At 39.9% G+C, this 25,612-nt stretch carries 28 protein-coding genes; 16 read left to right on the plus strand and 12 right to left on the minus strand.

What is annotated here, in order from left to right; all coding sequences use genetic code 11:
* Positions 1 to 45 precede the first annotated feature (45 nt).
* Together CQA63_RS06300 and CQA63_RS06305 are read left to right on the plus strand one after the other, a co-directional pair.
* Positions 46 to 726, plus strand: coding sequence for a F0F1 ATP synthase subunit A (locus CQA63_RS06300; protein ID WP_104699780.1), 681 nt, complete (start codon positions 46 to 48; stop codon positions 724 to 726).
* A 13-nt stretch (positions 727 to 739) separates the two neighbouring features.
* A complete protein-coding gene (locus tag CQA63_RS06305) occupies positions 740 to 1,273 on the plus strand; it encodes a thiamine phosphate synthase (RefSeq protein WP_244916279.1) in 534 nt (177 codons plus the stop codon).
* A 1-nt stretch (position 1,274) separates the two neighbouring features.
* Here CQA63_RS06305 and CQA63_RS06310 read toward each other — a convergent pair whose 3' ends face one another.
* Positions 1,275 to 2,132 carry a menaquinone biosynthesis family protein gene (locus CQA63_RS06310; protein ID WP_104699778.1) on the minus strand — a complete coding sequence of 286 codons (858 nt, stop codon included), beginning with the start codon at positions 2,130 to 2,132 and terminating at the stop codon, positions 1,275 to 1,277.
* A 103-nt stretch (positions 2,133 to 2,235) separates the two neighbouring features.
* Between CQA63_RS06310 and recA the strand changes: the two genes are divergently transcribed.
* The 13 genes from recA to truA all read left to right on the plus strand — a co-directional run bounded on the left by recA (position 2,236) and on the right by truA (position 13,758).
* Positions 2,236 to 3,273, plus strand: a complete 1,038-nt coding sequence (gene recA / locus CQA63_RS06315; RefSeq protein ID WP_104699777.1) for a recombinase RecA — start codon at positions 2,236 to 2,238, stop codon at positions 3,271 to 3,273.
* Positions 3,274 to 3,287: 14 nt separating this feature from the next.
* Positions 3,288 to 4,565: a phosphopyruvate hydratase gene (gene eno, locus CQA63_RS06320; RefSeq protein WP_104699776.1), complete on the plus strand. Its 1,278-nt coding sequence runs from the start codon at positions 3,288 to 3,290 to the stop codon at positions 4,563 to 4,565.
* Between the two features lie 8 nt (positions 4,566 to 4,573).
* Positions 4,574 to 4,846, plus strand: a complete 273-nt coding sequence (locus tag CQA63_RS06325; protein ID WP_104699775.1) for a hypothetical protein — start codon at positions 4,574 to 4,576, stop codon at positions 4,844 to 4,846.
* The gene (locus CQA63_RS06330; RefSeq protein WP_104699774.1) at positions 4,836 to 5,435 is read left to right on the plus strand and encodes an AMIN domain-containing protein; all 600 of its coding nucleotides are present in this window, start codon (positions 4,836 to 4,838) and stop codon (positions 5,433 to 5,435) included. The genes CQA63_RS06325 and CQA63_RS06330 overlap by 11 nt, the downstream gene beginning before the upstream one ends.
* A 2-nt stretch (positions 5,436 to 5,437) precedes the next feature.
* Positions 5,438 to 5,944 carry a shikimate kinase gene (locus tag CQA63_RS06335; RefSeq protein WP_104699773.1) on the plus strand — a complete coding sequence of 169 codons (507 nt, stop codon included), beginning with the start codon at positions 5,438 to 5,440 and terminating at the stop codon, positions 5,942 to 5,944.
* Positions 5,945 to 6,018: 74 nt separating this feature from the next.
* Positions 6,019 to 7,116, plus strand: a complete 1,098-nt coding sequence (locus CQA63_RS06340; RefSeq protein ID WP_104699772.1) for a DegT/DnrJ/EryC1/StrS family aminotransferase — start codon at positions 6,019 to 6,021, stop codon at positions 7,114 to 7,116.
* Complete coding sequence (locus CQA63_RS06345) at positions 7,109 to 8,062, plus strand: Gfo/Idh/MocA family protein (protein WP_104699771.1); 954 nt, start codon at positions 7,109 to 7,111, stop codon at positions 8,060 to 8,062. The genes CQA63_RS06340 and CQA63_RS06345 overlap by 8 nt, the downstream gene beginning before the upstream one ends.
* Before the next feature lie 876 nt (positions 8,063 to 8,938).
* Positions 8,939 to 9,988: a ribonucleotide-diphosphate reductase subunit beta gene (locus CQA63_RS06355; RefSeq protein WP_104699769.1), complete on the plus strand. Its 1,050-nt coding sequence runs from the start codon at positions 8,939 to 8,941 to the stop codon at positions 9,986 to 9,988.
* Positions 9,978 to 10,715, plus strand: coding sequence for a carbon-nitrogen hydrolase family protein (locus CQA63_RS06360; RefSeq protein WP_104699768.1), 738 nt, complete (start codon positions 9,978 to 9,980; stop codon positions 10,713 to 10,715). Before CQA63_RS06355 ends, CQA63_RS06360 begins: the two co-directional genes overlap by 11 nt.
* A 10-nt stretch (positions 10,716 to 10,725) precedes the next feature.
* Positions 10,726 to 11,361 (plus strand): protein-L-isoaspartate(D-aspartate) O-methyltransferase, encoded by a 636-nt coding sequence (locus tag CQA63_RS06365; protein WP_104699767.1) that lies wholly within the window; start codon positions 10,726 to 10,728, stop codon positions 11,359 to 11,361.
* 3 nt (positions 11,362 to 11,364) lie between these two features.
* Positions 11,365 to 12,018 (plus strand): prepilin peptidase, encoded by a 654-nt coding sequence (locus CQA63_RS06370; protein WP_104699766.1) that lies wholly within the window; start codon positions 11,365 to 11,367, stop codon positions 12,016 to 12,018.
* Positions 12,011 to 13,030 (plus strand): LptF/LptG family permease, encoded by a 1,020-nt coding sequence (locus tag CQA63_RS06375; RefSeq protein WP_104699765.1) that lies wholly within the window; start codon positions 12,011 to 12,013, stop codon positions 13,028 to 13,030. The genes CQA63_RS06370 and CQA63_RS06375 overlap by 8 nt, the downstream gene beginning before the upstream one ends.
* The gene (truA, locus tag CQA63_RS06380) at positions 13,030 to 13,758 is read left to right on the plus strand and encodes a tRNA pseudouridine(38-40) synthase TruA (RefSeq protein ID WP_104699764.1); all 729 of its coding nucleotides are present in this window, start codon (positions 13,030 to 13,032) and stop codon (positions 13,756 to 13,758) included. Before CQA63_RS06375 ends, truA begins: the two co-directional genes overlap by 1 nt.
* 30 nt (positions 13,759 to 13,788) lie before the next feature.
* Here truA and traF read toward each other — a convergent pair whose 3' ends face one another.
* From traF to selA, 6 genes are read right to left on the minus strand one after another with little or no spacing between them, the layout of a single operon-like run.
* Positions 13,789 to 15,444 (minus strand): conjugal transfer protein TraF, encoded by a 1,656-nt coding sequence (traF, locus tag CQA63_RS06385; RefSeq protein ID WP_233706592.1) that lies wholly within the window; start codon positions 15,442 to 15,444, stop codon positions 13,789 to 13,791.
* A gap of 22 nt (positions 15,445 to 15,466) precedes the next feature.
* Positions 15,467 to 15,883, minus strand: coding sequence for a universal stress protein (locus CQA63_RS06390; RefSeq protein ID WP_104699763.1), 417 nt, complete (start codon positions 15,881 to 15,883; stop codon positions 15,467 to 15,469).
* A gap of 10 nt (positions 15,884 to 15,893) precedes the next feature.
* Entirely contained in the window at positions 15,894 to 17,129 is a 1,236-nt protein-coding gene (locus CQA63_RS06395) for a molybdopterin molybdotransferase MoeA (RefSeq protein ID WP_104699762.1), read from the minus strand.
* Between the two features lie 9 nt (positions 17,130 to 17,138).
* Entirely contained in the window at positions 17,139 to 18,230 is a 1,092-nt protein-coding gene (locus CQA63_RS06400; RefSeq protein WP_104699761.1) for a cysteine desulfurase, read from the minus strand.
* On the minus strand, positions 18,231 to 20,108 hold the full coding sequence (selB, locus tag CQA63_RS06405) for a selenocysteine-specific translation elongation factor (protein ID WP_104699760.1): 1,878 nt from the start codon (positions 20,106 to 20,108) through the stop codon (positions 18,231 to 18,233).
* Positions 20,098 to 21,477 (minus strand): L-seryl-tRNA(Sec) selenium transferase, encoded by a 1,380-nt coding sequence (gene selA / locus CQA63_RS06410; RefSeq protein ID WP_199770689.1) that lies wholly within the window; start codon positions 21,475 to 21,477, stop codon positions 20,098 to 20,100. The genes selB and selA overlap by 11 nt, the downstream gene beginning before the upstream one ends.
* Positions 21,478 to 21,563: 86 nt before the next feature.
* Here selA and msrA point away from each other — a divergent pair, with 86 nt between their 5' ends.
* Positions 21,564 to 22,061, plus strand: a complete 498-nt coding sequence (gene msrA, locus CQA63_RS06415; RefSeq protein ID WP_104699758.1) for a peptide-methionine (S)-S-oxide reductase MsrA — start codon at positions 21,564 to 21,566, stop codon at positions 22,059 to 22,061.
* A 183-nt stretch (positions 22,062 to 22,244) separates the two neighbouring features.
* On the opposite strand, the gene CQA63_RS09485 is transcribed toward msrA, so the two are convergent.
* From CQA63_RS09485 to CQA63_RS06430, 5 genes are all read right to left on the minus strand, one after another.
* Positions 22,245 to 22,424: a hypothetical protein gene (locus tag CQA63_RS09485; protein WP_147288739.1), complete on the minus strand. Its 180-nt coding sequence runs from the start codon at positions 22,422 to 22,424 to the stop codon at positions 22,245 to 22,247.
* A complete protein-coding gene (locus CQA63_RS09490; RefSeq protein WP_147288740.1) occupies positions 22,412 to 22,615 on the minus strand; it encodes a hypothetical protein in 204 nt (67 codons plus the stop codon). Before CQA63_RS09490 ends, CQA63_RS09485 begins: the two co-directional genes overlap by 13 nt.
* A gap of 576 nt (positions 22,616 to 23,191) precedes the next feature.
* Positions 23,192 to 23,656, minus strand: a complete 465-nt coding sequence (locus tag CQA63_RS06420) for a thioesterase (protein WP_104699757.1) — start codon at positions 23,654 to 23,656, stop codon at positions 23,192 to 23,194.
* 9 nt (positions 23,657 to 23,665) lie between these two features.
* Positions 23,666 to 24,598 carry a tRNA 5-methoxyuridine(34)/uridine 5-oxyacetic acid(34) synthase CmoB gene (cmoB, locus tag CQA63_RS06425; protein ID WP_104699756.1) on the minus strand — a complete coding sequence of 311 codons (933 nt, stop codon included), beginning with the start codon at positions 24,596 to 24,598 and terminating at the stop codon, positions 23,666 to 23,668.
* A complete protein-coding gene (locus CQA63_RS06430) occupies positions 24,579 to 25,610 on the minus strand; it encodes a hypothetical protein (protein WP_104699755.1) in 1,032 nt (343 codons plus the stop codon). The genes cmoB and CQA63_RS06430 overlap by 20 nt, the downstream gene beginning before the upstream one ends.
* Positions 25,611 to 25,612 lie beyond the last annotated feature (2 nt).

Raw genomic sequence — 25,612 nt, forward strand, 5'->3', positions numbered from 1 at the left:
AAAACAAGGCATAATCCTTGCACTTCATAACTTCAAGGGGTTAGCATGGATGATAGAGTTTTTACTTTTGCAGGCTTGATTAATAGCGACCACGATTTTATTATCGGCTTTCATACACTGCTTGTAGCATTGATTATCCTTATTTTTGCACGTTATGCTACGCACAAAATGCAAGTTGTGCCCGGTGGCATACAAAATGTATTTGAGTATATTATTTCGGGGATTATTACTTTTGCAAAAGACATTGTGGGTGAAGAAGTAGCACGTAAGTACTTCCCGCTTGCAGCTACTATTGCGTTTTTAGTGTTTTTTGGTAATGCCATTGGTATCATTCCGGGCTTTGAATCTCCCACTTCAAGCTGGAGCTTTACATTGGTTTTGGCTTTGGTTGTGTTTTTTTACTATCACTTTGAGGGTATCCGTACTCAAGGCGTGTTAAAATACTTTAAGCACTTTATGGGTCCTGTATGGTGGCTTGCTCCGCTTATGTTCCCTGTGGAGATCATCTCTCATCTCTCACGCATTATTTCCCTCTCTTTCCGTTTGTTTGGAAATATCAAGGGTGATGATATGTTCTTGCTTGTTATGCTTATGCTCGCTCCTTGGGTTGTGCCTGTAGCGCCATTTGCTATCCTTACTTTTATGGCTTTACTTCAAGCATTTGTTTTTATGATTCTTACTTATGTTTATATTCACGGCGCAGTAGTCGTGGATGAAGACCACTAATTTTACTTCCCTTTTGATTACACCCTCCATAGATAGGGTGTATATTCACGCACTCGCTTTAGCCATCCCTCGATTCAATATAGATTGGATTATGTATCGCTATGAAAATGAGCAATACATTAGACTTTTTTTAGATACGCTTTCCCCCTTTGGTAAAAAGCTTTTACTTAATATTCCATTCACAAGCCCCCAACAAGCCCTTAGGCTATCTTGTGAATTTGGCGGTGTGCATTTAAAGTCTCATCTTTTGGATTATATTGCTCCACTAAAGACAATGATAAAGCAAGATAAAATCATAGGCTATAGTGCCCATAGTGTAGAAGAGTTAATGTATGCCTTGCATTTGGGGGCACATTATTGCACATTAAGCCCCATATTTCCCACGTCCAATAAAGGCGCACCTTTAGGCTTAGAAGTCTTCGAGCATATCCCTTGCCATTTGCGTCAAAGAGTCATCGCTCTTGGAGGTATCACCCCCTCACACACAGAGGTTTTAAGGGCATTAGGGCTAGGAGGTTTTGCGGGTATAAGTTGCTTTCAGCCTTAGGTTAGGAGAATCTTAGCTGTGCATATTCAGTGGGGATAAGATAATCTTGTGCCTTTATCTTTTGCCTATAATATCCTGCATTATAGCCTAGTGCAAAAAGCCTATTGAGCGCCTCTAGCTCCTTATCGTTCATAGATATAGAATCTACATTGGCATAGAGTGTGAGATAGGTATCAAGCTGTTTGGCATCTACGCGGATAATGCCGCGCTCAAGGAGCATTTGACTCAGTATGTGTTTATTTTCTACAGCAAGTTGGACAGCTTTTGTGAGCAGATTTTCACATTCTATTGCTTGAGTGAGGGGTAATGAGCGCCGCAAAGCCATACCCCCAAGTGGCAAGGGAAGCCCTCCCCCGCTTAATTCTTGCCATATATCCCATAATTCAGCCTCCACACAGAGACTATCATCAAAATCTAAAATAGACTCATGTATCAGCACGCCCGCATCTACCTCTCCATTCAGCACAGATTCTTCTATTTGCAAGAAGTTTTTATACACAATGCGTGCGTTGGGATAAGCTATGCGAAAGATCATAGCATTGGTTGTATGCTCCCCACTCAGGGCGACTTTGAAATGTTTTTTAAGGAGAGTATTTTTCTTTTTAATAAGCTTTGGTCCATAGCCATTGCCAAAGCTTACACCCGTGCGTAAAAGCGCATAGTCTTGGGCGATGAGCGGATAGAGGGCAAAAGAAATAGCACTAATATCATATATGCCCTTTAGTGTTGCAAGATTAAGCGTTTGTATATCTTCAGCGGTATTAGAGAAGCGAAGATTTGTAGAATCTACCCACCCAAAAACAATAGCATAATACATAAATAAATCATCAGCATCGGGGCTATGGGCAAGTTTTATCATTATCTCTCCTTGTGGTTTTGTATAAAATTATAAGGTTAATTTAGTCAAGTTTGGATAAAATCCACTATTTTTACCCCCTCACTGGGTTTAAGAAAGGATAGTAATGATAGATGAAAAGAAGCAAAAAGCCATAGAATTAGCCTTAAAGCAAATTGACAAGGCATTTGGCAAGGGTGCCTTAGTGCGCTTAGGCGATAAACAAGTTGAGAAAATTGATAGTATATCAACAGGCTCACTCGGGCTTGATATGGCTCTTGGTATTGGCGGCGTGCCTAAGGGGAGGATTATTGAAATCTATGGTCCAGAATCAAGTGGGAAAACAACCCTTAGTCTTCAAGTAGTAGCAGAATGCCAAAGGCAAGGCGGAGTTTGTGCTTTTATCGATGCTGAGCATGCCCTTGATGTATATTATGCAAAACGTTTGGGTGTAGATACGGAGAATCTGCTTGTCTCCCAGCCTGATACAGGTGAGCAGGCATTGGAAATTTTAGAGACACTTACACGAAGTGGAGCAGTGGATTTGATTGTGATAGATTCTGTGGCTGCCCTTACGCCAAAGGCTGAAATTGAGGGAGATATGGGAGAGCAGCATGTAGGGTTGCAAGCGCGGCTTATGAGCCATGCTTTGCGCAAGATTACAGGTGTGCTTCATAAGATGAATGCCACATTGATTTTTATTAATCAAATTCGTATGAAAATTGGCACAATGGGTTATGGTAGCCCAGAAACCACCACAGGCGGTAATGCACTGAAATTTTATGCGAGTGTGCGTATAGATGTAAGGAGAATAGCGACCTTAAAGCAAAATGACCAGCAAATTGGAAACCGCACAAAGGCAAAGGTTGTGAAAAACAAAGTTGCCCCGCCATTCCGTGAAGCGGAGTTTGATATTATGTTTGGCGAGGGTATTAGTAAAGAGGGCGAGATTATCGATTATGGCATAAAGCTTGATATTATCGATAAAAGTGGTGCATGGCTTAGCTATAACGATAAAAAGCTTGGGCAGGGACGTGAGAATGCAAAGGTATTGCTTAAAGAAGATAAGGCTTTAGCAGATGAAATCACTGCAAAGATTAAAGAGCAAATAGGCGCACAAGATGAAATCTTGCCATTGCCTAGCGAGCCAGAATCTGAAGCATAAACAAAGGAGATAAAATGGTGTATATTGAATCAATTGATGCACAAGAAGTGTTGGATAGTCGTGGAAATCCTACTATTAGGGCAATGGTAAGATTAAGCGATGGCACAAGGGCGGGGGCTATAGTGCCAAGTGGTGCAAGCACGGGTAAAAGAGAAGCCCTAGAGCTACGTGATGGGGATAAAGAGCGCTATTTGGGTAAGGGCGTATTAAAGGCTTGTGGGAATATTAAAACAGAAATTGCCACACATCTTAATGGCGTATCCCCTTATGATCAAAGCAAAATTGATTTGATTCTCAAAAAAATAGACGGCACAGAGAATTATTCAGAGCTTGGGGCAAATGCCATTTTAGGCGTGAGTATGGCGATTGCAAGGGCAAGCGCACAATCTTTGCATTTGCCCCTTTATCGCTATTTAGGCGGGAGTAATGCGCTTGTTATCCCAACGCCTATGTTAAATATCATTAATGGCGGCAGCCATGCTGATAACACGGTAGATTTCCAAGAATATATGATTATGCCCTTAGGCTTTGATACTTTTGCAGAAAGTCTGCGTGCTTCTGCTGAAGTCTATCATCATTTAAGAGCTATTCTTAAAGAAAGTGGGCATATTACAAGTATTGGTGATGAGGGAGGGTTCGCCCCAAATCTTAAAAGCAATGAAGAGCCTATCGAGCTTATCCTTAAAGCCATTGAAAAAGCGGGTTATAAGCCACTTGATGAAATTGCCATTGCCCTTGATGTAGCAAGTAGTGAGCTTGTAGGTAAAGATGGGAAATATCATTTGCAAGGCGAGGGCAAGGTGCTTGATAGCGCGGGTATGATTGAATATTATGAGAATCTTGTCGCAAAATATCCTATTGTTTCTATTGAAGATGGCTTGAGCGAAGATGATTGGGATGGCTGGAAAGCCCTTACTCAAAAGCTTGGAGGGAAAATTCAATTAGTGGGCGATGATTTGTTTGTAACCAATAAAAAAATCTTGCAAGAGGGTATTGATAAAAATGTCGCTAATGCGATTTTGATTAAACCTAATCAAATTGGCAGTGTGAGTGAGACAATGCAAAGTGTGCGCTTAGCCCAACGCAATAATTACAAATGTATTATGAGTCATAGAAGCGGAGAGAGTGAAGATACCTTTATTGCGGATTTTGCCGTAGCTCTCAATACATGTGAGATTAAGACAGGCTCTACTGCGCGAAGTGAGCGAATCGCAAAATACAATCGCTTGCTTGAGATTGAACGCGAAGTGAGCGATACAGAATACATAGGCAAAACACTCTTTAAAAAATAGGCATAAAAATGCTTGAGCACAACCAAGAATTATTTGATAAACCCTCAAAATTATGGCGCTTACTTTATGTGAATCGCGTTTGGTTTGCTATTTTTGGCATTATTGTAGCAAGCGGACTTTATATAGGTTATCTCCTTTTTGGGAGTAATTCTGTGGAAGTACTCTTGCAATTAAGGGCACAAAAAATGCGTTTAATACAAAATGCGCAGATGATAGAAGAGCAAAATGCTCGTTTGCAAAGGCGGATTTTTGAGCTAAATGGAGTAAATTTTGAAAAATAGCATATTGATTTGGTTATGTCTCTCTTGCATACTATGGGCGAGGGAAAATCCTTTTGAATCTGTGATTACGCCAAAGGCAGAAGCCCATAAACCTCCAAATATATACCAAGACCCGCTATCTAATGTAGAGTTTGTGCTCCCAAGCACGGCAAGAGTGCTAAAAAGTGTGCAAATTACATATCAAAACCTTGATGGATCTATTGAAAATAAAATTATTCAACTCGATGAGGGCATAGATTGGCATTATCCTCTTTTAATTTCTCAAAGGGCGGAGGGTGCGAGCTACAAGGCGGAAAATCGCTTTAAAGTTGGCAGTTTTGAGCTGATTATTAATAATAATACGCTTTTTGTAACCACACGTAAAAAAATCTTGCGAGATTTTATTTTGCCTGAGCCCTATCGGCTTGTGCTTGATGTTGAGGGGGTTAAAGAGAGCGAATATGAAAAAATCACTTTGAATAAAAAATATTTTAGTGGGGCAGATGTTTCTACGCATGAGGGATTTTATAGAATCTCCATTGAGCTTGATGGACGCTATAAATATCGTATATCACCCCAACGCGATGGCTTTATGATTACTTTGGAGTGAGTGTGGAAAATATCGTTTTGATTGGTTTTATGGGTTGTGGTAAAACGACTATCGGTAGAGAAATAGCCTCACTCGGGGGGAGATTCTTGCTTGATACAGACCAGATTATAGAGCAAAATATGGGTAAAAGCATAAAAGAGATTTTTCAATCAGTGGGTGAGAGTGGGTTTCGCCGTATAGAATCCCAGCTGATTTTATGGCTTGGGGCGAATGTTAAAAATGCAGTGATTGCCACAGGCGGGGGAATGGCGGTTTATAATGATATAAGTTATTTGGGGAAGGTTTTTTGGCTTGATGTGAGATTTGATTCTATCCTTGAACGTCTTGATAGTATTCAAAGAGACAAGCGTCCATTATTTCATAATATTCCTCAAGCAAAGCAACTTTACAATGAGCGTAAAAAGATATATGAGAAAAAAGCTCAATATAGAGTAAATGGCAGTGCTTCTATAGCAGAGATAGCCCGCCAAATTGTAGAGTATATGGAGAGGGAGAGTAATGGCTTATAAGAGGCATATAAAATAATGAGATTGCCATTTTTTTGTTATAATCTTTGGCTAATTTGAAAGTAAGGGCATTGTAAGTGGAATTTATTAATCTCAAAGCGCAGTATCAAAGCTATAAGGCAGAAATTGATAGGGCAATATCAGATGTATTGCATTCATCGCAATTTATTATGGGCAAGCCTGTAAGTGATTTAGAGCTCGCCCTTAGCGAGTATGTGAGGGGAAGTGAAGCCATAGCATGCAGCAGTGGGACAGATGCACTGATCTTAGCCCTTATGGCACTTGATGTAAAAAGCGGCGATGAGGTGATTACCTCCCCATTTAGCTTTATAGCAAGTGTAGAGGCGATTATGCTTCTTGGGGCAAAACCTGTGTTTGTAGATATTGACCCTAAAACCTACAATCTCTCCCCATCAAAGCTTGAAAATGCCATTACTTCCCATACAAAGGCGATTATCCCCGTGGCGATTTTTGGGCAAATGGCAGATATGGAATCTATAAATACCATTGCCAAAAAATATGATATTCCTGTGATTGAAGATGCCGCTCAGAGCTTTGGAGCAAGCCAGAAGACAAGTGATGGGAAAACACTCAAATCCTGCAATGCAAGCATGATGGCTACTACGAGCTTTTTCCCCAGTAAGCCTTTGGGCTGCTATGGTGATGGTGGGGCGGTCTTTACAAACAATAAGGCTTTGGCTCAAAAAATCCGCTATCTTCTTAACCATGGGCAGATGAGACGTTATGAGCATAGCTTTATCGGGCTTAATGCGCGACTTGATGCCCTCCAAGCAGCTATTTTAAGTGTGAAGTTGGCACATTTAGATGATGAAATCAACAGGCGTCAAGTCATTGCAAAGCGATATGATGAGCAGCTTAAAGATGTGACTATCCCCTTTATAGCAGCGGGTAATATCAGTGCGTATGCGCAATATTCCATTGCTACCCCTAATCGTGCTGCGCTAATAGCTAGGCTTGAAGCTGCGCATATCCCTTATGCGGTGCATTATCCTATTCCTTTACATTTGCAAGAAGTTGTATGTAAGGCATATCCTTATAAAAAGGGCGATTTCCCTGTGAGCGAAGAGCTTTGTGATAATGTCCTCTCCCTGCCTTTTAGTGCGTTTTTTAGCCAAGATGAGCAAGATAGGGTAATAGAGGTTGTGAATGGATAAGCCCGTACGTATTGCCCTCTTTGGTATTGGGAAAATGGGGCAAAACCATTTGAGAATCTTAAGTATGCTTAAAGATGTAGAAATTGCATTTTTATATGATAGCAATGTAGAGCTATGCGAGGATTTGAGCAGGAAGTTTGGTATTAAAATTTTAGAGAATCTTGACCAAGACCTCAAAAGCTGCGATGGAGCCATTATTGTAACGCCTACTTTCACGCATTTTGATTATATTAATAAAGTTAGCGATTATGTGAAAAATATTTTTGTAGAAAAGCCCCTGACTAATACCTTAGAATCAACCCAAGTGATAGTAAATCTTGCTAAGGATAAACACTTAAATATTCAAGTAGGCTTTATTGAGCGATATAATCCAGCTGTTATCACGCTCAAAGCCATTCTCGCCCATAATAATCACAATATTATCAACATCGACCTCACCCGCACAAATAAGATGAGTTCGCGTATCACAGATGTTGATGTTGTGATTGATTTGATGATACATGATATTGATTTGGCTCTTAATTTTAATGGTGATATAGCAGATATTTATGCCCATGGCGTGGTGATAGATGGTATGATAGAGTATGCGAGGGCGTGTATGAAGCATACAAATGGCTCTTTTTCTAATATCGTAGCAAGTCGCATTACAGAGAAGCGACTTCGCCAAATTAGCATTACAACACATAATGAATATATTGATTGTAATTTATTGCGTAAGGAAGTTTTTGTGGATAAGCAGAGCGTGGAGCAACGGCTTGATAATGTCTCCATTAGTGCCAATACCGAGACTATTGAAGTAAGAGGGCAGGAGAGCTTGCTCTCAGAGCTTATTGACTTTGTGAATATGTGTAAAAATATCCCTACAGATAATAGACCAAATCAAGATGATGGCATGAAAGCTATGCAAGTGGCTCATAAGATTCAAAGTATCATTCATAATGCTTAGTCTATTTGATTCAATATCTTGGTTTGTGTGAATTGATTTCACACAAACGCCCTCAAAGCTTGACTTATAGCTAAGCTACGCTTATCTATCAAGTCTTTTTTTTTGAGGGCTTTAAATTGTCGCCTGAAAGCGCCTGTGCTGGGGGCATTTCTATTAATTTGATGTCTTGGTTTGCAAAAATAAATTTTGCAAACCGCCTAAAGCCCTGCGGGTGGGCACTCTATACTAACTTTTTTACCCTTTTGGGTGGTTTTGGTTTCTCCTACAAAAGGTAGTTCGTTTGTCATTCTGAGGGAGCACGAAGTGCGACCGAAGAATCTCTCTTATCCGCTAAAGACTCCTTAACAGAAACACTAGAAAGGCAGTTACTTTGTCATGTCTTGCGGGCTTTATGCCCGAAGAATTCACAAACGAATCACTAGTCACCCACAGAGATTCTTCGGTCATTACCACTCCCTAAGACATGACAAGCTCATTACCCTTATGGAGGAAGTCCCAAACGTCTTCTAGCGGTAAGATATATCCTCATCACAGGATAAAATAAAATCGCACAAAGTACCACCTTTAAAAGCTTCCCTCTTGTGGGGGATATATAAGGGGGCAAGAGCATTAGTTATATGTTAGACCTCGCATACAAGCGTAGTATATGAGCGCACTTGCACAATTCTTTGAAAAACACACAAAAGACAAGCAGAGATAAAGAACTCTAGCACTCTATCTTCTCCAAATGCTTTTAAGCACATATAAAAAATAAAGGAGGGTAGGGCTATTTGAAGTGAGGTAATAGCAGATTTATATAAAGAATAGCACAATTTAATCGTGCTAAAAGCGAGGAATAAATATAATTGCACCTTATTTCTTTCTTAAAGGGTTTTAATGAATAACGCAGACAGGTCTCAACCAATTACGCGCAAGCTTATTTATAATCCAGAATCAAATGAAAGTGTGAATGATAGACGCATTTTTGGTGGAAATCCTACAAGTATGTTTGAGCTCAATAAAATTAAATATCAATGGGCGTATCACTTATGGAAAGTAATGCTTGCGAATACTTGGTTTCCTGAAGAAGTCAATATGAATCCAGATAAACGCGATTATAATGATGGCTTAACCGCACAAGAAAGGTTAGGTTATGATAGGGCTTTGGCTCAACTTATTTTTATGGATTCTTTGCAGACAAACAATCTTATAGATAATGTCAATCCCTATATCACAAGCCCAGAGATTAATCTTATCCTTGTGCGTCAAGCGTATGAAGAGGCACTGCATTCTCAAAGCTATGCGGTAATGGTAGAATCTATCTCTGCCAATACTGATGAGATTTATAATATGTGGCGTGTTGATATGCAGTTACGAAGCAAGAATGATAATATCGCCAATGTTTATATTGAGCTTGCTAAGAATCCCAATGAAGAAAATCTCTTAAAAGCTATGTTTGCTAATCAAATTTTGGAGGGGATTTATTTTTATAGTGGGTTTTCATATTTTTATACACTTGCACGTAGTGGTAAAATGCTAGGCTCTGCGCAAATGATACGATTTATCCAGCGCGATGAGGTAACGCATTTATTGTTATTCCAAAATATGATTAAGTCTTTACGCACGGAGCAAGCATATCTCTTTACCCCTGCTTTAGAAGAAGAGGTCATAGAGATGTTTAGAAAGGCAGTAGATATTGAATCTATTTGGGGTGAGTATATTACACAGGGGCAGATTCTAGGGCTTACTGCAGATATTATACGCGAATATATCCAGCATTTAGCCGATGATCGTCTTAAGGCAGTTGGCTTTAAGCCTCTTTACAATTCTAAGAATCCTATCAAATGGGTCGAGCAGTTTGCGAATTTCAATGATCAAAAAACCAATTTCTTTGAAGCAAAGGTAACAAATTATTCAAAAGGGAGCATTAATTTTGATGATTTCTAAAAAACTCTATAGTATGCAGATTAAAAGCGGGCAAGATTTCACAGAAAATCTCAAACAAGTGGAGGATTTTGTCGCTCAATGTGGGAAAGATGCGATTATTTGTACGCCTGAGGTGGTATTAAGCGGCTTTGCTTACCAACGTATGAATGAGGCAAGTGAGTTCTCCAAAAGCGCTACAGAAGCACTTTTAGTATGTAGTGCTAAATATAAGAACACAATTGTTACTACGATGATTGAGGAGAAAAATAAAAAGTTTTATAATAATCTGAAAGTATTTTCTAAGGGTGAAATGGTGCATAAGCAGAGCAAAAATAAGCTTTTTTTGCTTGGTGATGAGCATTTGCATTTTAGCGCAGGGGAGAGAGAGGAGATTAGTATTTTTGAAATTGATGGCATTAAATGTGCTGCGCTGATTTGCTTTGAGCTACGTTTTGTGGAGCTATGGGAGCAAATAAAGGGTGCGGATATTATTTTTGTAAGTGCTCAATGGGGCAAGGCGCGTAAGAATCACTTTGAGATTCTCTCTGCGGCATTAGCGGTGGCAAATCAAGCATTTGTTGTAGCAAGCAATAGTGCTAATGATATTATGGCAAGGGGGAGTGCTATTATCACGCCATATGGGATTGTGTATAAAAATGACAAGAAGCATTTTGTCGCCTGTGAGGTTGATATTAGTGAAACATCGCGAATGAGAAAGTATATTAATACGAATATAAAGATAAATTAAAGATAAATTGATGTACAAGTTTGCCCTCAAAGAAATGTGCAATGAGATTCAAAAGCTTTTCCCTCTATCGCCTAAAGTGGCTCATGCTATTTGCGTTGTGGATAGGGAGAAGTTTATTCCCGCTGGTTTTGCTAGACATTTGGCATATAATATAAATCCCCTGCCGCTTTGTGAATCTCAATATATTAGCTCTCCGCTCACTGTTGCACAAATGACAGAATATCTCTCTCCCAATGGAGGAGATAGTGTGCTTGAAATTGGCTGTGGGAGTGGGTATCAGGCTATGGTGCTATCCCATCTGTTTCGCCGTGTGTTTAGTATAGAGCGCATTGATAAGCTCCTCTCACAAGCACGAGAGCGATTCAAGCTTTTAGGGGCACATAATATTTTTATCAAACTTGATGATGGGCAAAAAGGTTGGCAGGAGTATGCTCCCTTTGATGCGATTTTATTTTCTGCGTGCATAGGGGCTATCCCACAGCCTATTATTAATCAGCTCCAAGAGGGTGGGGTGATTGTAGCGCCCATACTTGAGGGAGGAAGGCAGGTTATTAAACGTTTTAGAAAGCATAATGGCATATTGGGGGGCGGTGAATTTTTGGGAGAGTGTCTGTTCGTAGATGTTAAAGATGGCGTAGTGAGGTAGATAATGGACATATCGCTATGGGGTTTTGCGCTTTTTTCTTTATGCTATGCCTTTATGGGAGTGATTTTAATCGCTTTATATGTGCATACCTATAGGGGGCATATTTTGCCATTTGTGTTTTCATCATGGGAGTATAGAATCTACTTTTTGCTTTTATGTGCCTTTTCATTTATGATTCTTGTTTGGCAGGGGTTGGGGGCACTTTATGTGATTTTAATGTTTTTGCTTTTGCTTGGGATTATTGACATTAAATGCCTTGCATTGCCTGATATATTGAATTTTGCACTTCTTGGTATATGCGTGGTATATGCGTTTTTAGAATCTACTCTTATGCAAGAATCCTTTATACAGAGGGTGCTTTTGGGCTTTGGCGTGGGGGGAGTGTTTTTCGCACTTAAGATTCTCTATCAGTCTTTGAGTAATAGAGATATTATGGGGGAGGCAGATATTATTGTTTTATGCTCTTTGGGGGTAGCCTTTGGCACGCTTGATACTTTTATGAGTGTGTTTTTGGGGAGTATTTGTGCGCTTTTATACGCACTTGTTTTTGCACTATATTCTAGGCAAAGTTTAATCCAACTCAAACTTCCCTTTTGCTTTTTTGTATTTTTGGGCACTATGCTGCATTTAGGTTTTGGAGTTTGGCTCTATGCTTAAACGTTATCTTTTTATGTCTTTTGCACAGATTTTTTTCCCTTTCTTTTTGGTGTTGTTTTTTATCGCCTCTGTGGTGCTTTTAATTGATATAGCGGGGCGCACTTATGTGGTGAAGATGAGTTTTTTAGATTTGGGGACATTATTTTTATACTTGATACCCGGGAGTTTGTTTTTTATCATTCCTATTACATTTTTTGCTGCTTTGGTGCTTTCTATATCGCGTTTGGCTTATGAGTATGAGCTTATGGTGTGCTTTTCGCTTGGGAGTAAGCCATCAGATATTATTGGATTCTTTTTGCCTATTACATTGCTTGCTACAGCGATTTTGTTTGTCTTTTCGCTCATTATGCTCCCTTTGGCTAATAGTGCGTCTAAAAACTTCGTGGCACAAAAGAGGGCTGATATTGATGTGAATATCAAACCCGGTGAATTTGGACAAAAGCTGGGTGATTGGCTTGTGTATGTCGATGATGTGCAAAATCGCACTTATCAGAATCTCATTTTATTTTCTGAAAATGGCTTTGAGGGGGATACATTTATCATCGCGCAAACAGGCAAGACAAATAATAATCAAGGTTTATTTGAGCTTAATCTCACGCAAGGCAGCGCATATTTTGCCCAACCAGAAGAAATTAAAAGAGTAGATTATGAGCAAATGAGCGTACGGCAAAATGTCGGCGAAGCCCAACTTAGGGGGTATGATTTATTTGAATATTGGCATGATGCCTTTGATAGCCAAACTCATCAAAAATCCCGCAAGCTTGCTCAAGCGGTGCTAGTATCACTTTTCCCCCTATCTTCACTCTTTTTTGTGCCTCTTTTTGGCATAGCTAACCCACGCTTTAGTGCAAATAGATCATATTTTTATGTGATTGCAAGTGTGGGGGTGTATTTTATATGTATGCACATTATTTCAGAGCATTTTCCGCTGGTGGGTATGGTATGTATGCCATTATTGTGGTTTGCTCTAGGCTTTGGCTTATATAAGAAGTTTATTGTTAAGTTTTATTAATGCGTACATATAAGGCTGTGATTGCTTATGATGGCAGTGCGTTTTGTGGATTTGCTTTGCAAAAGCATAAGAGAAGTGTGCTTGGGGCATTGCAGGAGGGATTTAAGCGTGTGGGGATTGAGGGGGAGATTTTGGGGGCTTCTAGGACAGATAAGGGCGTGCATGCTACAAGGCAGGTTATTAGCTTTAAAAACGCATATCTTCATACCTATGATACACACGCTTTGCTCGCTTTATTAAATACTAAGCTTTATCCGCATATTGCTTTGCGCTCTATTCAATGCGTAGATTGGGGCTTCCACCCACGTTTTAGTGCAAAATGGAGGGCATATAGGTTTTTACTCTCCTCTTCTTCTCCTAATCCCTTTCTTGCGCGGTATGTAAGCTATGCAAAAATAGGCGATAAGGCTAGGTTTGCCTCTGCATTGGGTATGTTTAAAGGGGAGCATAACTTTTTATTGTTTAAAAAGAATGGTTCATATACACAGCACAATAGAAGAGAGATTTTTAATATAGCATATTATAGTCATAGCGGTTTAGATATAGTGTATGTGCGTGGAAATGGGTTTTTACGCTCTCAAGTGCGTTTAATGGTGGGTGCGGCTTTGAGTGTGAGTAGGGGAGAGATGAGTATGCAGGCTTTAGGCGAGCAGCTTTTAGCTAAGAAGCGGCATTATTATTACCCCATTGCCCCTCAAGGGCTATATCTATGCGGTATAGGATATTAAAGAAAGTACCCAAAAGCTAGATTCTATATGCTAGAAGGTAAAGCTTCCGCCCACGCGGAGGTTGAAGTAATGCGGAATAGGTGTGCCAGAGACATTGGTAAATCTTGTGCTTGATTGCAAGGCAATATCTAAAAATCCGAGCACATTTGTCCCAGCAGTTAAGATAAGCCCTGTATCTTGCTTTAAATCCTGCATTACCCCTAGACGCAAATCTATTAATTTCAAATCAAAGCCCACCCCTCCACCGATCATTTGACTTTGCTGTTTTGTGTTGCTAAAGGCAATTAAATCATTAGGGGCTAAGTCTGCATCAAAAGCAAGTGTGAGAAATCGTGAGTTATAGCCTATGCCCAGACGATATTGAGGTTTGAGTACAATATTTTCTAAACTTGCCTTAAAGGTAGGGGAATTGATATTTTTAGCCACAAGCCCTAGTGTCAAATAGCGGAATCTAGGCAAATCTAGCTCATATAGCACACCTAAATCTATCCCAAAGTTATTGGATTGGGTGGTATTGTCCAGTGAAGCGAAGTTTTTAAGCTCTTTAAGAAAATCTGTGTTTTTAGTGATAGCGATACTATTTTGCACGCTTAGTCCATTCATAAGTTTCGCATTTACCCCGAGATTGAGATTACCCCTTTTGAGATAAAAGGTACGTGCATAGCCAATGGGGATTTCAGAGAGCACAAAGCTTGTGGCTATGAGTTTATGCGCATCACTGCCATTTTCTAAAGAGGCAATAAGGGAGTGTTGATTATAGGAGTTCTCATCAGATTTTTTATATGAGTAGGTATTGCCATTATTGCTTAGCTCATAATAGCCATTTCCTCCCTTAATGATGAGTCTTAGCTTGTTGGGGTCGGCTTTAATAGAGAGGTTTGAATAAAGAGAGGCAAATAAGGCTACAGCTAAAGAGCCTAGCTCTTCATTCATTGTTTGTGTTGAGATTTGTAATATTACGCCATTTTGGCTTACAATGCTAAGACTATTGTCTTTTAAAATATCTTGCATGTTACTTATGTCTTCCATTGTTTTATCAAGCCCTTTGTCTCCACCTTTTGTAATGGTGATACTCTCCAATACATTAGGCGTTGCCGCAGTAGAGCTAGAGAAGTTAAGGTTTTTATAGTCAATGCCCGAAGCAATAGAATCTATAATGTCTTTTTGTGCTTGAGAGAGGCTAGAGCTTTGAGCTACTTGGGTTTTTATCGCATTTGCAAGATCGCTATAATCCCCGCTACCTTGCTTATTTTGCAAATATGTTTTAAGTTTGTCTGCTACGCCGCTACTTGTGCTTCCACTTCCACTACCGCCTCCAGCACTCCCTGAAGTGGTACTTAAGCTATCGAGTGCCTTTTCTACGATGTTGGTTATCTCACCTGCAGATGTATTAGAGCCATTGGTGAAAGTTTGTATCAACCGCTCAGCGGTATTTGACATATTTTGGACATCAATTTTTGTAATTTTGGCAAGATTATGCTCTTTTAAGGCAATGCCAAGTGAGTAGCCAAGCTTGACTTTAGGGCTGGAGCTTAGCAGGGCTGGGTTGTAGTATAAGCCCCAAGCGGAGTGTTTTAGGGCTACTCCCGCACCGCCCATACTCGCAGATGTATTGCCCATGGAGCCAAATTCTAAAGTATATGCTATGCTGCAAAAGCCTAACATTATGGCGTATAATGCCCTCATGTGCTCTCCTTAAGATAGAATCTTACTTTGCCACCAAAACAGGTATAGGAGAGGAGTTAATAAAACTATTTTGATGAGAGTTGAAGATTCTGTGTAAAAGAGAGGATTCACTCGCGCCAATCACAAGTAAATCATAATCATGTACAATTTCAAGCACTACATCAATGGGATTACCCGTTTTGAGAATCTTTTGGCATGTAATGCCCTCTTTTTGAAACGCACTTTCAAATTCATTTAAGATATTATTTGACTTTTCATTCTCTATGTGTTCAATAGTCCCATAATCCACAATCCCACTCTCAGCATATACGACTATTTCTGGTGTTACATGCAAGAGTGTGAGCAGGGTTTCTTCTCTATGTCCAAAAAAGCGCACAATGGTTGAAATGGCTCTGCGGCATTCCTGGGTATCACTTACACCAAATAAAAGCTTTACCATATTTTCTCCTTTAGTCATTCACAAAGTCCATTATATCACAAAAATCGGCACCATAAGGGATAACCTTAATATGCTCACCTTGCCTAAAATGGCTCTTTTCACAAATGGCTATAGCATTATTTTGCCACATATTTACGAGCGCACTTGAGCCAATTTTGCCATTTTTGTAGAGCATAAAAGTATCATTATGGATTGTGCCTAAAATCATACTTACACAAGGCTTGAGTTGGCACTCTTGGCTAAGTTTTAAGCTTAAACTTTGGGGGTAGAATGCCCTAGCTCCTTGCATAGATTCTAAAATAGGCAAGATTAATGTATGAAGATGTAAAAGCATAGCAAGGGGATTGCCCGGGAGCAAGATAAAAAGCCTCCCTTGTAATGTAGCAATGCTAAGGTGGCGCCCGGGTTTAATATCCACCCCAGAGAAGAGAAACTCTGCCCCCTCATGCAATAGCACTTCTTTTATTAAATCCGCCTCTCCTACACTCGCTCCGCCACTAGTAATAATCACATCATATTGTGCGAAGTCTTCAAGCTTTGCTTTAAGTGTGGCTTTATCATCTGCTAAAATGCCTCCATAGTGGCATTCATAGCCGCGGCTTTTAAGGAGTGTGTAGCAGCTTGTGGCATTGGTATTATAAATTTGATTGAGTGTTGCTACCCCTTCTGGTTCAATGACTTCATCGCCGCTTGAGAATATCCCCACGCATAAAGGAGCAAAGCATTCTATATGTGCTATCCCCTGTGAGGCTAAAATGCTTAAATCTAAGTGATTAAGTCTTGTGCCTTTGGGGATAAGCAAGGCATTTTGGGCAATTTCCTCCCCTTGAAAGCGGATATTCTGCCCTTGAGTGATGTGGTTTTGCACATCTGGGGCAGGAATGCGCACTTTCTTACCCTCAACTTGTGTCCATTCAAACTGCACTACCGCCTCTGTATTTTGTGGGAGTGGCGCTCCTGTCATCACTTTATAGGTATGCCCTTTTTTCAATATAAGCCCTGCACTTGATTCTCCAGCGAGAATGCGTCCATCGCAGATACAGCTACTCCCATAATCTGCTAGCATAATCGCATAGCCATCCATGGCGGAGTTATCAAAAGGTGGGAGAGCCTTGCGGGCGATAATATCATTTGCTATCACTCGCCCATAGGATTCAAAAAGCTTGGTTGTAAGGGTTTTTTTGCGCCCCTCCTTGCTTATTGGGAGAGATGTGCCAAGAGCGAATGCCTCCTTAAAACTTACCATATAAGCTCCTTATGTGTGAAATTGTGCTAATTGCAAATATGTATTGGCAATATTTGCGCTCAAAGCAGGTATATCTGTAATCTCCCTATAGCTTACACTTAATAATTCGCGGCATATATGCTCTTCATAGCCCATGTGTGAAAGCACAAAAGAAGGCTTGGCATGACCAAAAAGGCAATCACTCCCATTAATGGCATAGATTCCCGCTATTTGCAAGCTTTGTATGAAAAGCCTTGCTTTGATATGCTTAAAGCGCAAGGCAAGGGCATTTTTTGCACTTAAATGCAAGGGTGAAAAAAGCGAAATATGCTCTTTAAGATGAGATGTGAGTTGCTCAAAAAATGCTTCTTTGCTCTCTTCTTGAGGGGGGATAGCAAGTATATCTTCTAAAGCTTTCATAGCTGCCTTAAAGAGATTTGGGCATAAAAGCTGTGTGCTGTAATAGTCATTTATAGCGTGATTATGTGCTGTTATATCACTAAGTATAAAGGCGCTCTTGCGCATTAAGCCGATGTGCTCGCCATTACAGAGAAAAAACACTTGAGGGTGTGCTAAAGTGTGCAAAAATGCTAAACCCTCTTGTGTGAGTTGGCTTGCAAAAAGTGAAATATCGCAAAAAATCAGTGCATTTTGAGAGAGCTGAAGTGCCTCATCTATGAGAGATTCTATAGGATTGCATGAGAGTATATCTTGGTTGATAATGGGCAGGAAAATGGCTATTTTTTGGCTTTTTGGGACGTTGCAAGAGAGCGATTCTGTAATGCCATTTTGATTAAGTGGGAGAAAAGAAAGTCCATTTGGGATTAATGCTTGAAATTGCTTGCCCGCATAGAAGCTTTGCTGGGAGAGGCTAGGGGAGAGGAGAATGTGATAATGATGAGAAAAGAGCGTGCAAAAAAGCGAGAGAAATTCCGCATGACTATATTCAAAGCTTGTTGCATGGTTTTTGGCAAATGTTTTAGCAAGCTTTAGAGAATCTTCTTTAAGATGGGCTAAAAATACATTATCAAAGGTATTAGGATTAGGATAGGGGGTAGCTAGGAGTGCGTTTGCAGCTTGATTTTGTGGGAAGTTTGCTAAGAAGTCAAGGCGAGTTGTCATTTATGTCCTTTTATACTTCAATGTCCGCTTGTTTTCAATACATGCAATATCTTCAAATCTATCTAAATATTCTAAATAGCCAATTAAATACTTGCGGCTAAGATGTGTCTCCTCTCGCAAGGTGCTCACATCTACATAGCCATGCTTAGCAATAAGCCCTCGCATAAGATGCACCATTTGTGTGAGTGCATTGGAAGTGATGAAAAGATTGTGATTAAGCCGCACTACCTTTTTAGCTAGGCTTAGGGCTTTTAGGGCATTATCCCCTGTTTGCTTGTCAATATCAAGCTCTTCATAAATATTATATGGGGCTAATGGTGCAAAATGCTGCTTTGAGAGAGTAGTATAGAGTGTATCTTGCACAAAGGTATTTATGTCTTTTATGGTATTGAGTTTAGAGAGATACAGCCCATTTTTGTAGCGTATAAGTCCCTCTTTTAATAGCTCATCAAGTGCCTTCTGGGCAAGGGCAGGTGAGGCATATTTATATCTTAGGCTAATGCTTGAAGCGGAGAGGAGGGCGGATTTATTTTTCTCAAAAATGCAAAGAATGAGATTTGCTAAAGTTTGGATTTGAGAGAGTGGATAGAGGGTAAGAGAGCTTTGGTCAAAAAAGATAGATTCTATATTTGTTGCAATAGCTTTGCTTTGCTCATGGCTTAGGGCGAAACGTTGTGTTGAGCTAATAAGCCCAAAGCCTTTTTTGTGGATTTGAGTAAGCTGTGTAAAGGCATTTTGGAAGTCCTTTTGAGCCAATGCCTGAAGTAGCGCGATTTTTGTATGCTTTTTGATAGGGTCAATAATGGGGTTTAAAATCACGCCTCCGCAGATATTGCCATCATCACTTCGTAAAATAAAATGCTGTGAAAATATCCCAAATACCGCTATATCGCATTTAAGTGTGGCGAGTTTAAGTGGGGCTTTACCAAAGGAATGGGAAGAAATGGGTATATCATCTAAAAGTTGTACTTTGGCATTAAACTTTTGAGTGCCTAAGTAGCATTGATATATCATATTGTGTTTTATCTCCCCAAATACCCCTACATCAATGCTATCAAATCCGCGCAAATAGCCCTTTGGCGCAAGGAGATAGCCTCTTTGTAGCTCTGTGTGATTTATTTGTGAGAGATTGAATGCCACGCGATGAGAGGGGGTAGCCACCGCTGCGGGTCTATCATGGATTTGTATGCCTTTAATAAGCACTTCTTTATTGGCTTGATAGACATAGAGTTTATCATTTAGGGCACAAGAGCCGCTTAGCACACTGCCGCTAACCACGCAACCAGCGCCTTTAATATGAAAACTTCTATCAATATAATATACAAACATACCATAGTCGGTTTTGGGCATTTTAGGCACAGAATCTAAGCACATTTTTAGCTCTTGGATTTGTTTTGCATTCTCTGCTTCTGGGTGGAGGCTAAGGGCGATTATGCTATGAAGAGTCATATCGCAAGACTGAAATAACGCTTTGATTTGAGCTTGTAAAAGGGGAAGTTCTTCTTTAGGGGAGTTTAGTTTGTCAATTTTAGTAATCACACATATGCAGGTTTGAATGCCTAGCAAATTAGCGACCTTCATATGCTCTAAACTTTGAGGCATAATGCCCTCATTGGCGGCAATCACAAGTAAAAACACATCAATACCAAATGCCCCGGCTATCATATTTTTAAGCAGTTTTTCATGCCCGGGCACGTCAATAAAGGCGACATTGCGAGAGGGGAGCTGAAGTGAAGAGAAGCTTAAATCAAGGGTAATGCCCCTTTGCTTTTCTTCTTTGAGGCTATCACCATCAAAGCCATTTAGGGCTTTAATAAGTGTTGTTTTGCCATGGTCTATATGCCCACCTAAACCAACGATAATATCATTATCTTGCATGCTTAAAAATCTCTATAAGTATATTGGCTAACATCTCTCCTTGCCCCTTTAATAAAGTGCGCATATCAAAAAGCACACTTTTAGCTTTTATGCAGGCTACCACTCCCTTAGTGCGTAAGGAATCTTCTAAATCTTTTGCTAGCATAGATTTTGGATTAATCTCTATGCCAAAAGATTTAAAAGAATCTTCAGGCATAGCCCCTCCTCCTGCAAGTGAGTGTAGCTCGATAATATCTATATCAGCCTTATTGCTTATGCAAGAGAGGCGGTTTTTTAACATAGAGGCTTGGTGCTCTAAATCTTTAGGAGAGGCAAGGAGCATACTTAGGGTTGGGATTTTATGATAGGCTTTATCTTTATAGGCTTGGAGTGTCGCTTTGAGGGAGAGAATGCTAAATTTATCGACTCTAAAAGTGCGCAAAAGCGGGTTTTTCTTTAATGTCGCTATGAGCTCTCTCTTCCCGCAGATAATGCCCGCTTGAGGTCCGCCTAAAAGTTTATCCCCACTAAAGCTGAGAAGTGCGGGCTTATAAGCACAAATCTCTTGCACACTCATTTCATCTTTAAGAGGTATAGCCCCCATATGTCCGCTACCTAAGTCAAAATAATCAATAAGCCCCCTCTCTTGTGCTAGGGCTATAAGTTCCTTTATATGACATGAATGTGTGAATCCACTTTGATAGAAATTACTTCTATGGGCTTTCATAATCAAAGCACTTTGCTCATTTATGGCTTTTTCATAATCTTGCAAGTATGTTTTATTGGTTGTCCCTACTTCATGGAGGATACACGAGGCATTTTCCATAATTTCTGGGATTCTAAACCCTCCGCCTATCTCTACAAGCTCTCCACGCGAGATAATTACTTCTTTGTGTTTGGCAAAGGTGTGGAGGATTAAAAACACTGCCGCAGCATTATTATTGACTAAAAGCGCATCTTCACAGCCACATATTTGGCAAAGCAATTGCACACAATGCCTATAGCGTTCCCCCCTTTTGCCTGCTTCTAAGTCATATTCTAAGGTATGATAGGAGCAGAGAAATGGTGTGATTTCATCAATAATCTCTTTAGAAAACACACTTCGCCCGAGATTGGTATGCAACACAACCCCTGTGGCATTGATTACTCGCTCTAAAGTAGGCATTTGTGCTAGTTTGGCTTTAGCTTGAAGTGTAGGGATAAGCTCATTTATGGCTTGGGAGAATGCTTTAGGTGAGAGTGTTGCGTTTTTAAGCCCCCAACGCAGGCTATCTAAATGAGAGGTGATAAGCGGTAAAAGCAGAGATTTCTCAAATACCCTTAACTCCGCAGAAGCAAGCAATGTATCGACTTTAGGGATAGATTTTAAAAGCTCTTGTAGGGTATGCACCTGTTTCTCCTTTGTATAAACAGCCAAAGTAGGATTCTATCTTGCTTATGTAAATTATAGGAGAGGGCATTTCAAAAGGAGCGTGAATGGCGGTTATTTATCTTGCTGGAGGTTGTTTCTGGGGGATACAAGGCTATTTTGATAAGCTTAATGGGGTTTGTAACTCAATTGTGGGCTATGCTAATACTTTGATAGCTAATCCAAGCTATGAGTTGGTATGTACGGGCAGAAGCGGGGCGGTTGAGGCTTTAAAGCTAGAATATGAGAGCCACATACTCTCTTTAGAGGAGATTGTAGGGCGCTTTTTAAGCATTATCGATCCTTGCGCGCTAAATTTTCAAGGCAATGATGTAGGAAGCCAATACCGCAATGGCATATATTTTGTCAATCAAAGTGATGAGCATATCATCAAAGATTGCCTTCGTGCGTGGGAGGAGGCACATCAAGCAAGGGCAGTTACAGAAATTTTGCCATTACAGAACTTTTATCCTGCAGAGGCATATCATCAAAAATACTTGCAAAAACACCCGCAAGGCTATTGTCATATTGATATAGACTTAGCCTTAAAGCCTTATAAGGTTTGATTATTTTAGAGTTATTGTGCTTGGAATAAATGAAATGAATTTGTCGCCTCTTGCAGGCAGGCGTGATGGCTACCGAAGAATTGCTGCTTGATTTACTAGAGACTCTACCACTATTGTCATGTCTTAGGGAGCATAGGAGGCGAAGAATTGCTACTTGGATTTCTAGCAGATTTCATTCCGTTGTCATTCTGAGGGAATGGTAATGACCGAAGAAACTCTGTGGGCTTTCTGTGAATCATTGCTTTTTGGATTTTTAGTAAATGTTGTTAGTTTGTCATTCTGAGCTTGAGAATCAAGCGAAGAATCTCTCTTGGCGGCTAGTGATTCGGGTAGAGATTCTTCGCTACGCTCTAGACATGACAAAATGACGGATTTTCTAGTAAATCTATAAAGAGATTCTTCGGGCATAAAGCCCGCAAGACATGACAAAGTAACTGCCTTTCTAGTGTTTCTGTTAAGGAGTCTTTAGCGGATAAGAGAGATTCTTCGGTCGCACTTCGTGCTCCCTCAGAATGACAAACTTTGCTACCGCTTGAGTTGCACAAACCACCCAAAAAAGGTAAAAAGTCAAAACTAGTGCCCCCCGCAGGGCTTTAGGCGGTTTGCAAAATTTATTTTTGCAAACCAAGACATCAAAATAATATGAGCGCCCCCGCTAGGCGCTTTAGGCAAACAACTTAAAGCCCTTAGAAAAAGACTTGATAAACGCACAAAGTGCGCTTACTAGTCAATCTTTGAGGGCGTGTGCAAAAATTTACTTTATGTGAAGCAAGACATACCTTAAAAAAAGACTTGATAGATAAGCGTAAGCTTAGCTATAAGTCAAGCTTTAGGCGCGAAGCGGGATTTACTCCCGCGAGCAAGACATCAAATCAATAGAGCGCCCCCCGCAGGGCTTTAGGCGGTATGTGTGAATTGATTTCACACATACCAAGACATCAAATCAATGACGGCGAAGTATCTTTTTGGATTGCTAGCAGATTTTGTCCTATTGTCATCTCTAGAGAGAGCGTAGGAGGCGAAGAATTCACGTGGGCGGCTAGTGTTTGAAGTAGAGATACTTCACTTCCATTGTGTGTGCTTCCTCAAGGGGTGAGAAAATTAGCCATTCATAAAAGCAGCACAATACATCAATGCGTTTTTTCTTCCTCATCTTTAAAGCGGAGTTTGAAGATTTTTTTATCAAAAACGGCGATATGAAAGATTGAATCAAAGATCTTAATATCGAGCAAATAACCCTCAACCTTGACTTCACACTTTTTGGTATCAGTTTGGATCGCATCAGCTTTAAAAAGTATCTCATGCCCTAACTCAATAGGCGCTAAGAACTTTACATCAGCGGCGATAAGCACGCTATGCTTTTTATTGATCGCCGCCATTGCTGCAAAACTCGCTGCATTAAATACATATCCCATATGTATCATTTTATTTTCATCCATAATCATACGCTCACTAGGCACAAAACGCACAAGGGCTTTATTGCGATAGAGCTCTAATAAATCTCCAACCATATTTGCATTAAGCTCTGTGCAGATAAGCAAATCATCATTTTCTAATGGGAGGGCATTTTCTTCATTTAAATCATCTTTAATCATTTTTCTTCCTTATTTTTTAATTTTAAAATATCCCCTTAATGGAGGTGGGTAGCCCTCTATAGTGAGTGTTTGTGTTGCATTTAAAAAGCCATCTAAACTTTGGGAATCTACCCACTTGCTTTTTGCTTGCTCAGCAGTGGTTGTGGCTTTAAATCCAAGTATCTCAAAGGAAGTAAATTTCGCACGCTCACACCAGCCTTTAAGGGCAGCGACACTTGGGATAAAATAGACATTTGACATTTTGGCATAGCTTGGGCTTGGGCAGAGACATATTTGGAGCTCATGCTCATATATCAGTGTATCTAAGATTACCTCCCCGTTAGCATTAAGGGATTGATAGAGTTGTTTTAATGTCTCTATGGGGCTTAATCTATGATAGAGCACGCCTAAGCAAAAGATTATATCAAAATAGCTTTGCTTATTTTGGCAAAACATCGGGAGGTCTTCTACTCCAAGGAGTTCAAAGTCTAATGGTGCTCCAATAAAGTGGTTCATAAAATCAAATTGTGCCTTGAAAACCCCGCTAGGGTCAAATCCTATAATCTTTGATGGGGCATTGGCTTTATTATGTAATAGCATTTCAAACATATAATACCCATTATTGCAACCTACATCAGCTACTCTTTTACCGCCTAAATCACAATGAGGCGCGAGAATCTGCCATTTTATAAAGCTTTTCCACTCACTCTCAATATGTATATCAAATAAAAAAAATGGTCCCTTACGCCATGGTTTAAGCGTATAAGCAAGGTTATAGAGTCTCTCACATACTTTAGAATCAAGTGTTTGTGATGTGCAAATGTGGATTCCATTATCGCTATAAAATGTAGATTCAATCTTAGGGAGAGACTCTATCTGCGCCAAAAGCGGGGCTATGTTTTTTGCTTTTAGAATATGTTGTGCTTTTGTGAGGGCATATTCTTCAAAGTTGCTGCTCTTCATTCCACATACCTGAGAATAAATCTGGCTCGAGAATCTGCCTGTGGTTTGTATTGAGCGCGTTGATTAGGGTATCATCATTAATGCCTAAAATAAGGGCGAAGTTAAAATTCTCTCTATGAATATATGAGCATAGCTCTTCTTGTGAGTTGTATGCAAAGGTTTGGGCGATTTGGCTAAAAAGCTCTACATACATTTTGGGCACCAAAAAGAGTGTTTTCCCCCAAGCGGCGTTATTGGCGATATAAGCCATATAACGTTTAAATTGCTCTATATCTTCTTCAGCAATGGCTACTTTTGAGGCTTGCCCATATTCTATGACTTTGCCAAAAGCATTTAAAAAATTAGGCTTAAAAAAGGGGATATATTTAAAATTGCCAAGATGGCAGCTAAGCCCCTCTTGCTCGCAAAAGTGCAAAATCGTGCTTAATTCATTAAAAAAGAGTTTAGGGAGATTAATGCGATAGTGCATATCTTTATAGAGAATAGTGCTATCAAAAAGTGTATAAGAGAGCGTGAGGAATGGACGCTCTTTAGGCTTATTTACTTGTATGGTGTTAAATCCAAGCTCCATAATCTGCGTATTATTAGTGATAATAAAATGCAAGGGTTGATTTAAAAGCTCACAAAATGCACTAATATCTCCATTAAAAAAGCACACCCTTTCATCATCAATAATATTTTTAGCTATGGCTTGTTCAATAGGACTTAAAGCGCTAATGAATGCAATATCTTGCACTAAAAGCCTATAGCGCACTAATCGTACGAGGCAGTCTTGCATATTTTCTACAAGAATATAGGCAACTTCTTTATCGCTTATGGGTATCTCTCTCTCGCAAATAATCCCATATGCGCCATTTAAAATAGCCTGCTCTATATGCGATGGATTCAATGCGATAAATAAATCTCCCCTTTGAATCTGCCCCGCATCGCAGATTATGCGAGAAAACATAGCAATAGATGGTGCTTGAATGAGGACGCCTTTGGCGATTTCTACAATTTCATTTACCCTCACAT

The organism is Helicobacter marmotae, assembly GCF_003364255.1.
GTDB classification, from domain to species: Bacteria; Campylobacterota; Campylobacteria; order Campylobacterales; family Helicobacteraceae; genus Helicobacter_C; species Helicobacter_C marmotae.

Excerpts from the sequence above, each read along its gene's own strand:
- CQA63_RS06300 (WP_104699780.1), top strand. The coding sequence starts at position 46 with ATGGATGATAGAGTTTTTACTTTTGCAGGCTTGATTAATAGCGACCAC.
- CQA63_RS06310 (WP_104699778.1), bottom strand. The coding sequence starts at position 2,132 with ATGATAAAACTTGCCCATAGCCCCGATGCTGATGATTTATTTATGTAT.
- recA (WP_104699777.1), top strand. The coding sequence starts at position 2,236 with ATGATAGATGAAAAGAAGCAAAAAGCCATAGAATTAGCCTTAAAGCAA.
- eno (WP_104699776.1), top strand. The coding sequence starts at position 3,288 with ATGGTGTATATTGAATCAATTGATGCACAAGAAGTGTTGGATAGTCGT.
- CQA63_RS06325 (WP_104699775.1), top strand. The coding sequence starts at position 4,574 with ATGCTTGAGCACAACCAAGAATTATTTGATAAACCCTCAAAATTATGG.
- CQA63_RS06345 (WP_104699771.1), top strand. The coding sequence starts at position 7,109 with ATGGATAAGCCCGTACGTATTGCCCTCTTTGGTATTGGGAAAATGGGG.
- CQA63_RS06355 (WP_104699769.1), top strand. The coding sequence starts at position 8,939 with ATGAATAACGCAGACAGGTCTCAACCAATTACGCGCAAGCTTATTTAT.
- CQA63_RS06360 (WP_104699768.1), top strand. The coding sequence starts at position 9,978 with ATGATTTCTAAAAAACTCTATAGTATGCAGATTAAAAGCGGGCAAGAT.
- CQA63_RS06365 (WP_104699767.1), top strand. The coding sequence starts at position 10,726 with ATGTACAAGTTTGCCCTCAAAGAAATGTGCAATGAGATTCAAAAGCTT.
- CQA63_RS06370 (WP_104699766.1), top strand. The coding sequence starts at position 11,365 with ATGGACATATCGCTATGGGGTTTTGCGCTTTTTTCTTTATGCTATGCC.
- CQA63_RS06375 (WP_104699765.1), top strand. The coding sequence starts at position 12,011 with ATGCTTAAACGTTATCTTTTTATGTCTTTTGCACAGATTTTTTTCCCT.
- truA (WP_104699764.1), top strand. The coding sequence starts at position 13,030 with ATGCGTACATATAAGGCTGTGATTGCTTATGATGGCAGTGCGTTTTGT.
- traF (WP_233706592.1), bottom strand. The coding sequence starts at position 15,444 with ATGAGGGCATTATACGCCATAATGTTAGGCTTTTGCAGCATAGCATAT.
- CQA63_RS06390 (WP_104699763.1), bottom strand. The coding sequence starts at position 15,883 with ATGGTAAAGCTTTTATTTGGTGTAAGTGATACCCAGGAATGCCGCAGA.
- CQA63_RS06395 (WP_104699762.1), bottom strand. The coding sequence starts at position 17,129 with ATGGTAAGTTTTAAGGAGGCATTCGCTCTTGGCACATCTCTCCCAATA.
- CQA63_RS06400 (WP_104699761.1), bottom strand. The coding sequence starts at position 18,230 with ATGACAACTCGCCTTGACTTCTTAGCAAACTTCCCACAAAATCAAGCT.
- selB (WP_104699760.1), bottom strand. The coding sequence starts at position 20,108 with ATGCAAGATAATGATATTATCGTTGGTTTAGGTGGGCATATAGACCAT.
- msrA (WP_104699758.1), top strand. The coding sequence starts at position 21,564 with ATGGCGGTTATTTATCTTGCTGGAGGTTGTTTCTGGGGGATACAAGGC.
- CQA63_RS06420 (WP_104699757.1), bottom strand. The coding sequence starts at position 23,656 with ATGATTAAAGATGATTTAAATGAAGAAAATGCCCTCCCATTAGAAAAT.
- cmoB (WP_104699756.1), bottom strand. The coding sequence starts at position 24,598 with ATGAAGAGCAGCAACTTTGAAGAATATGCCCTCACAAAAGCACAACAT.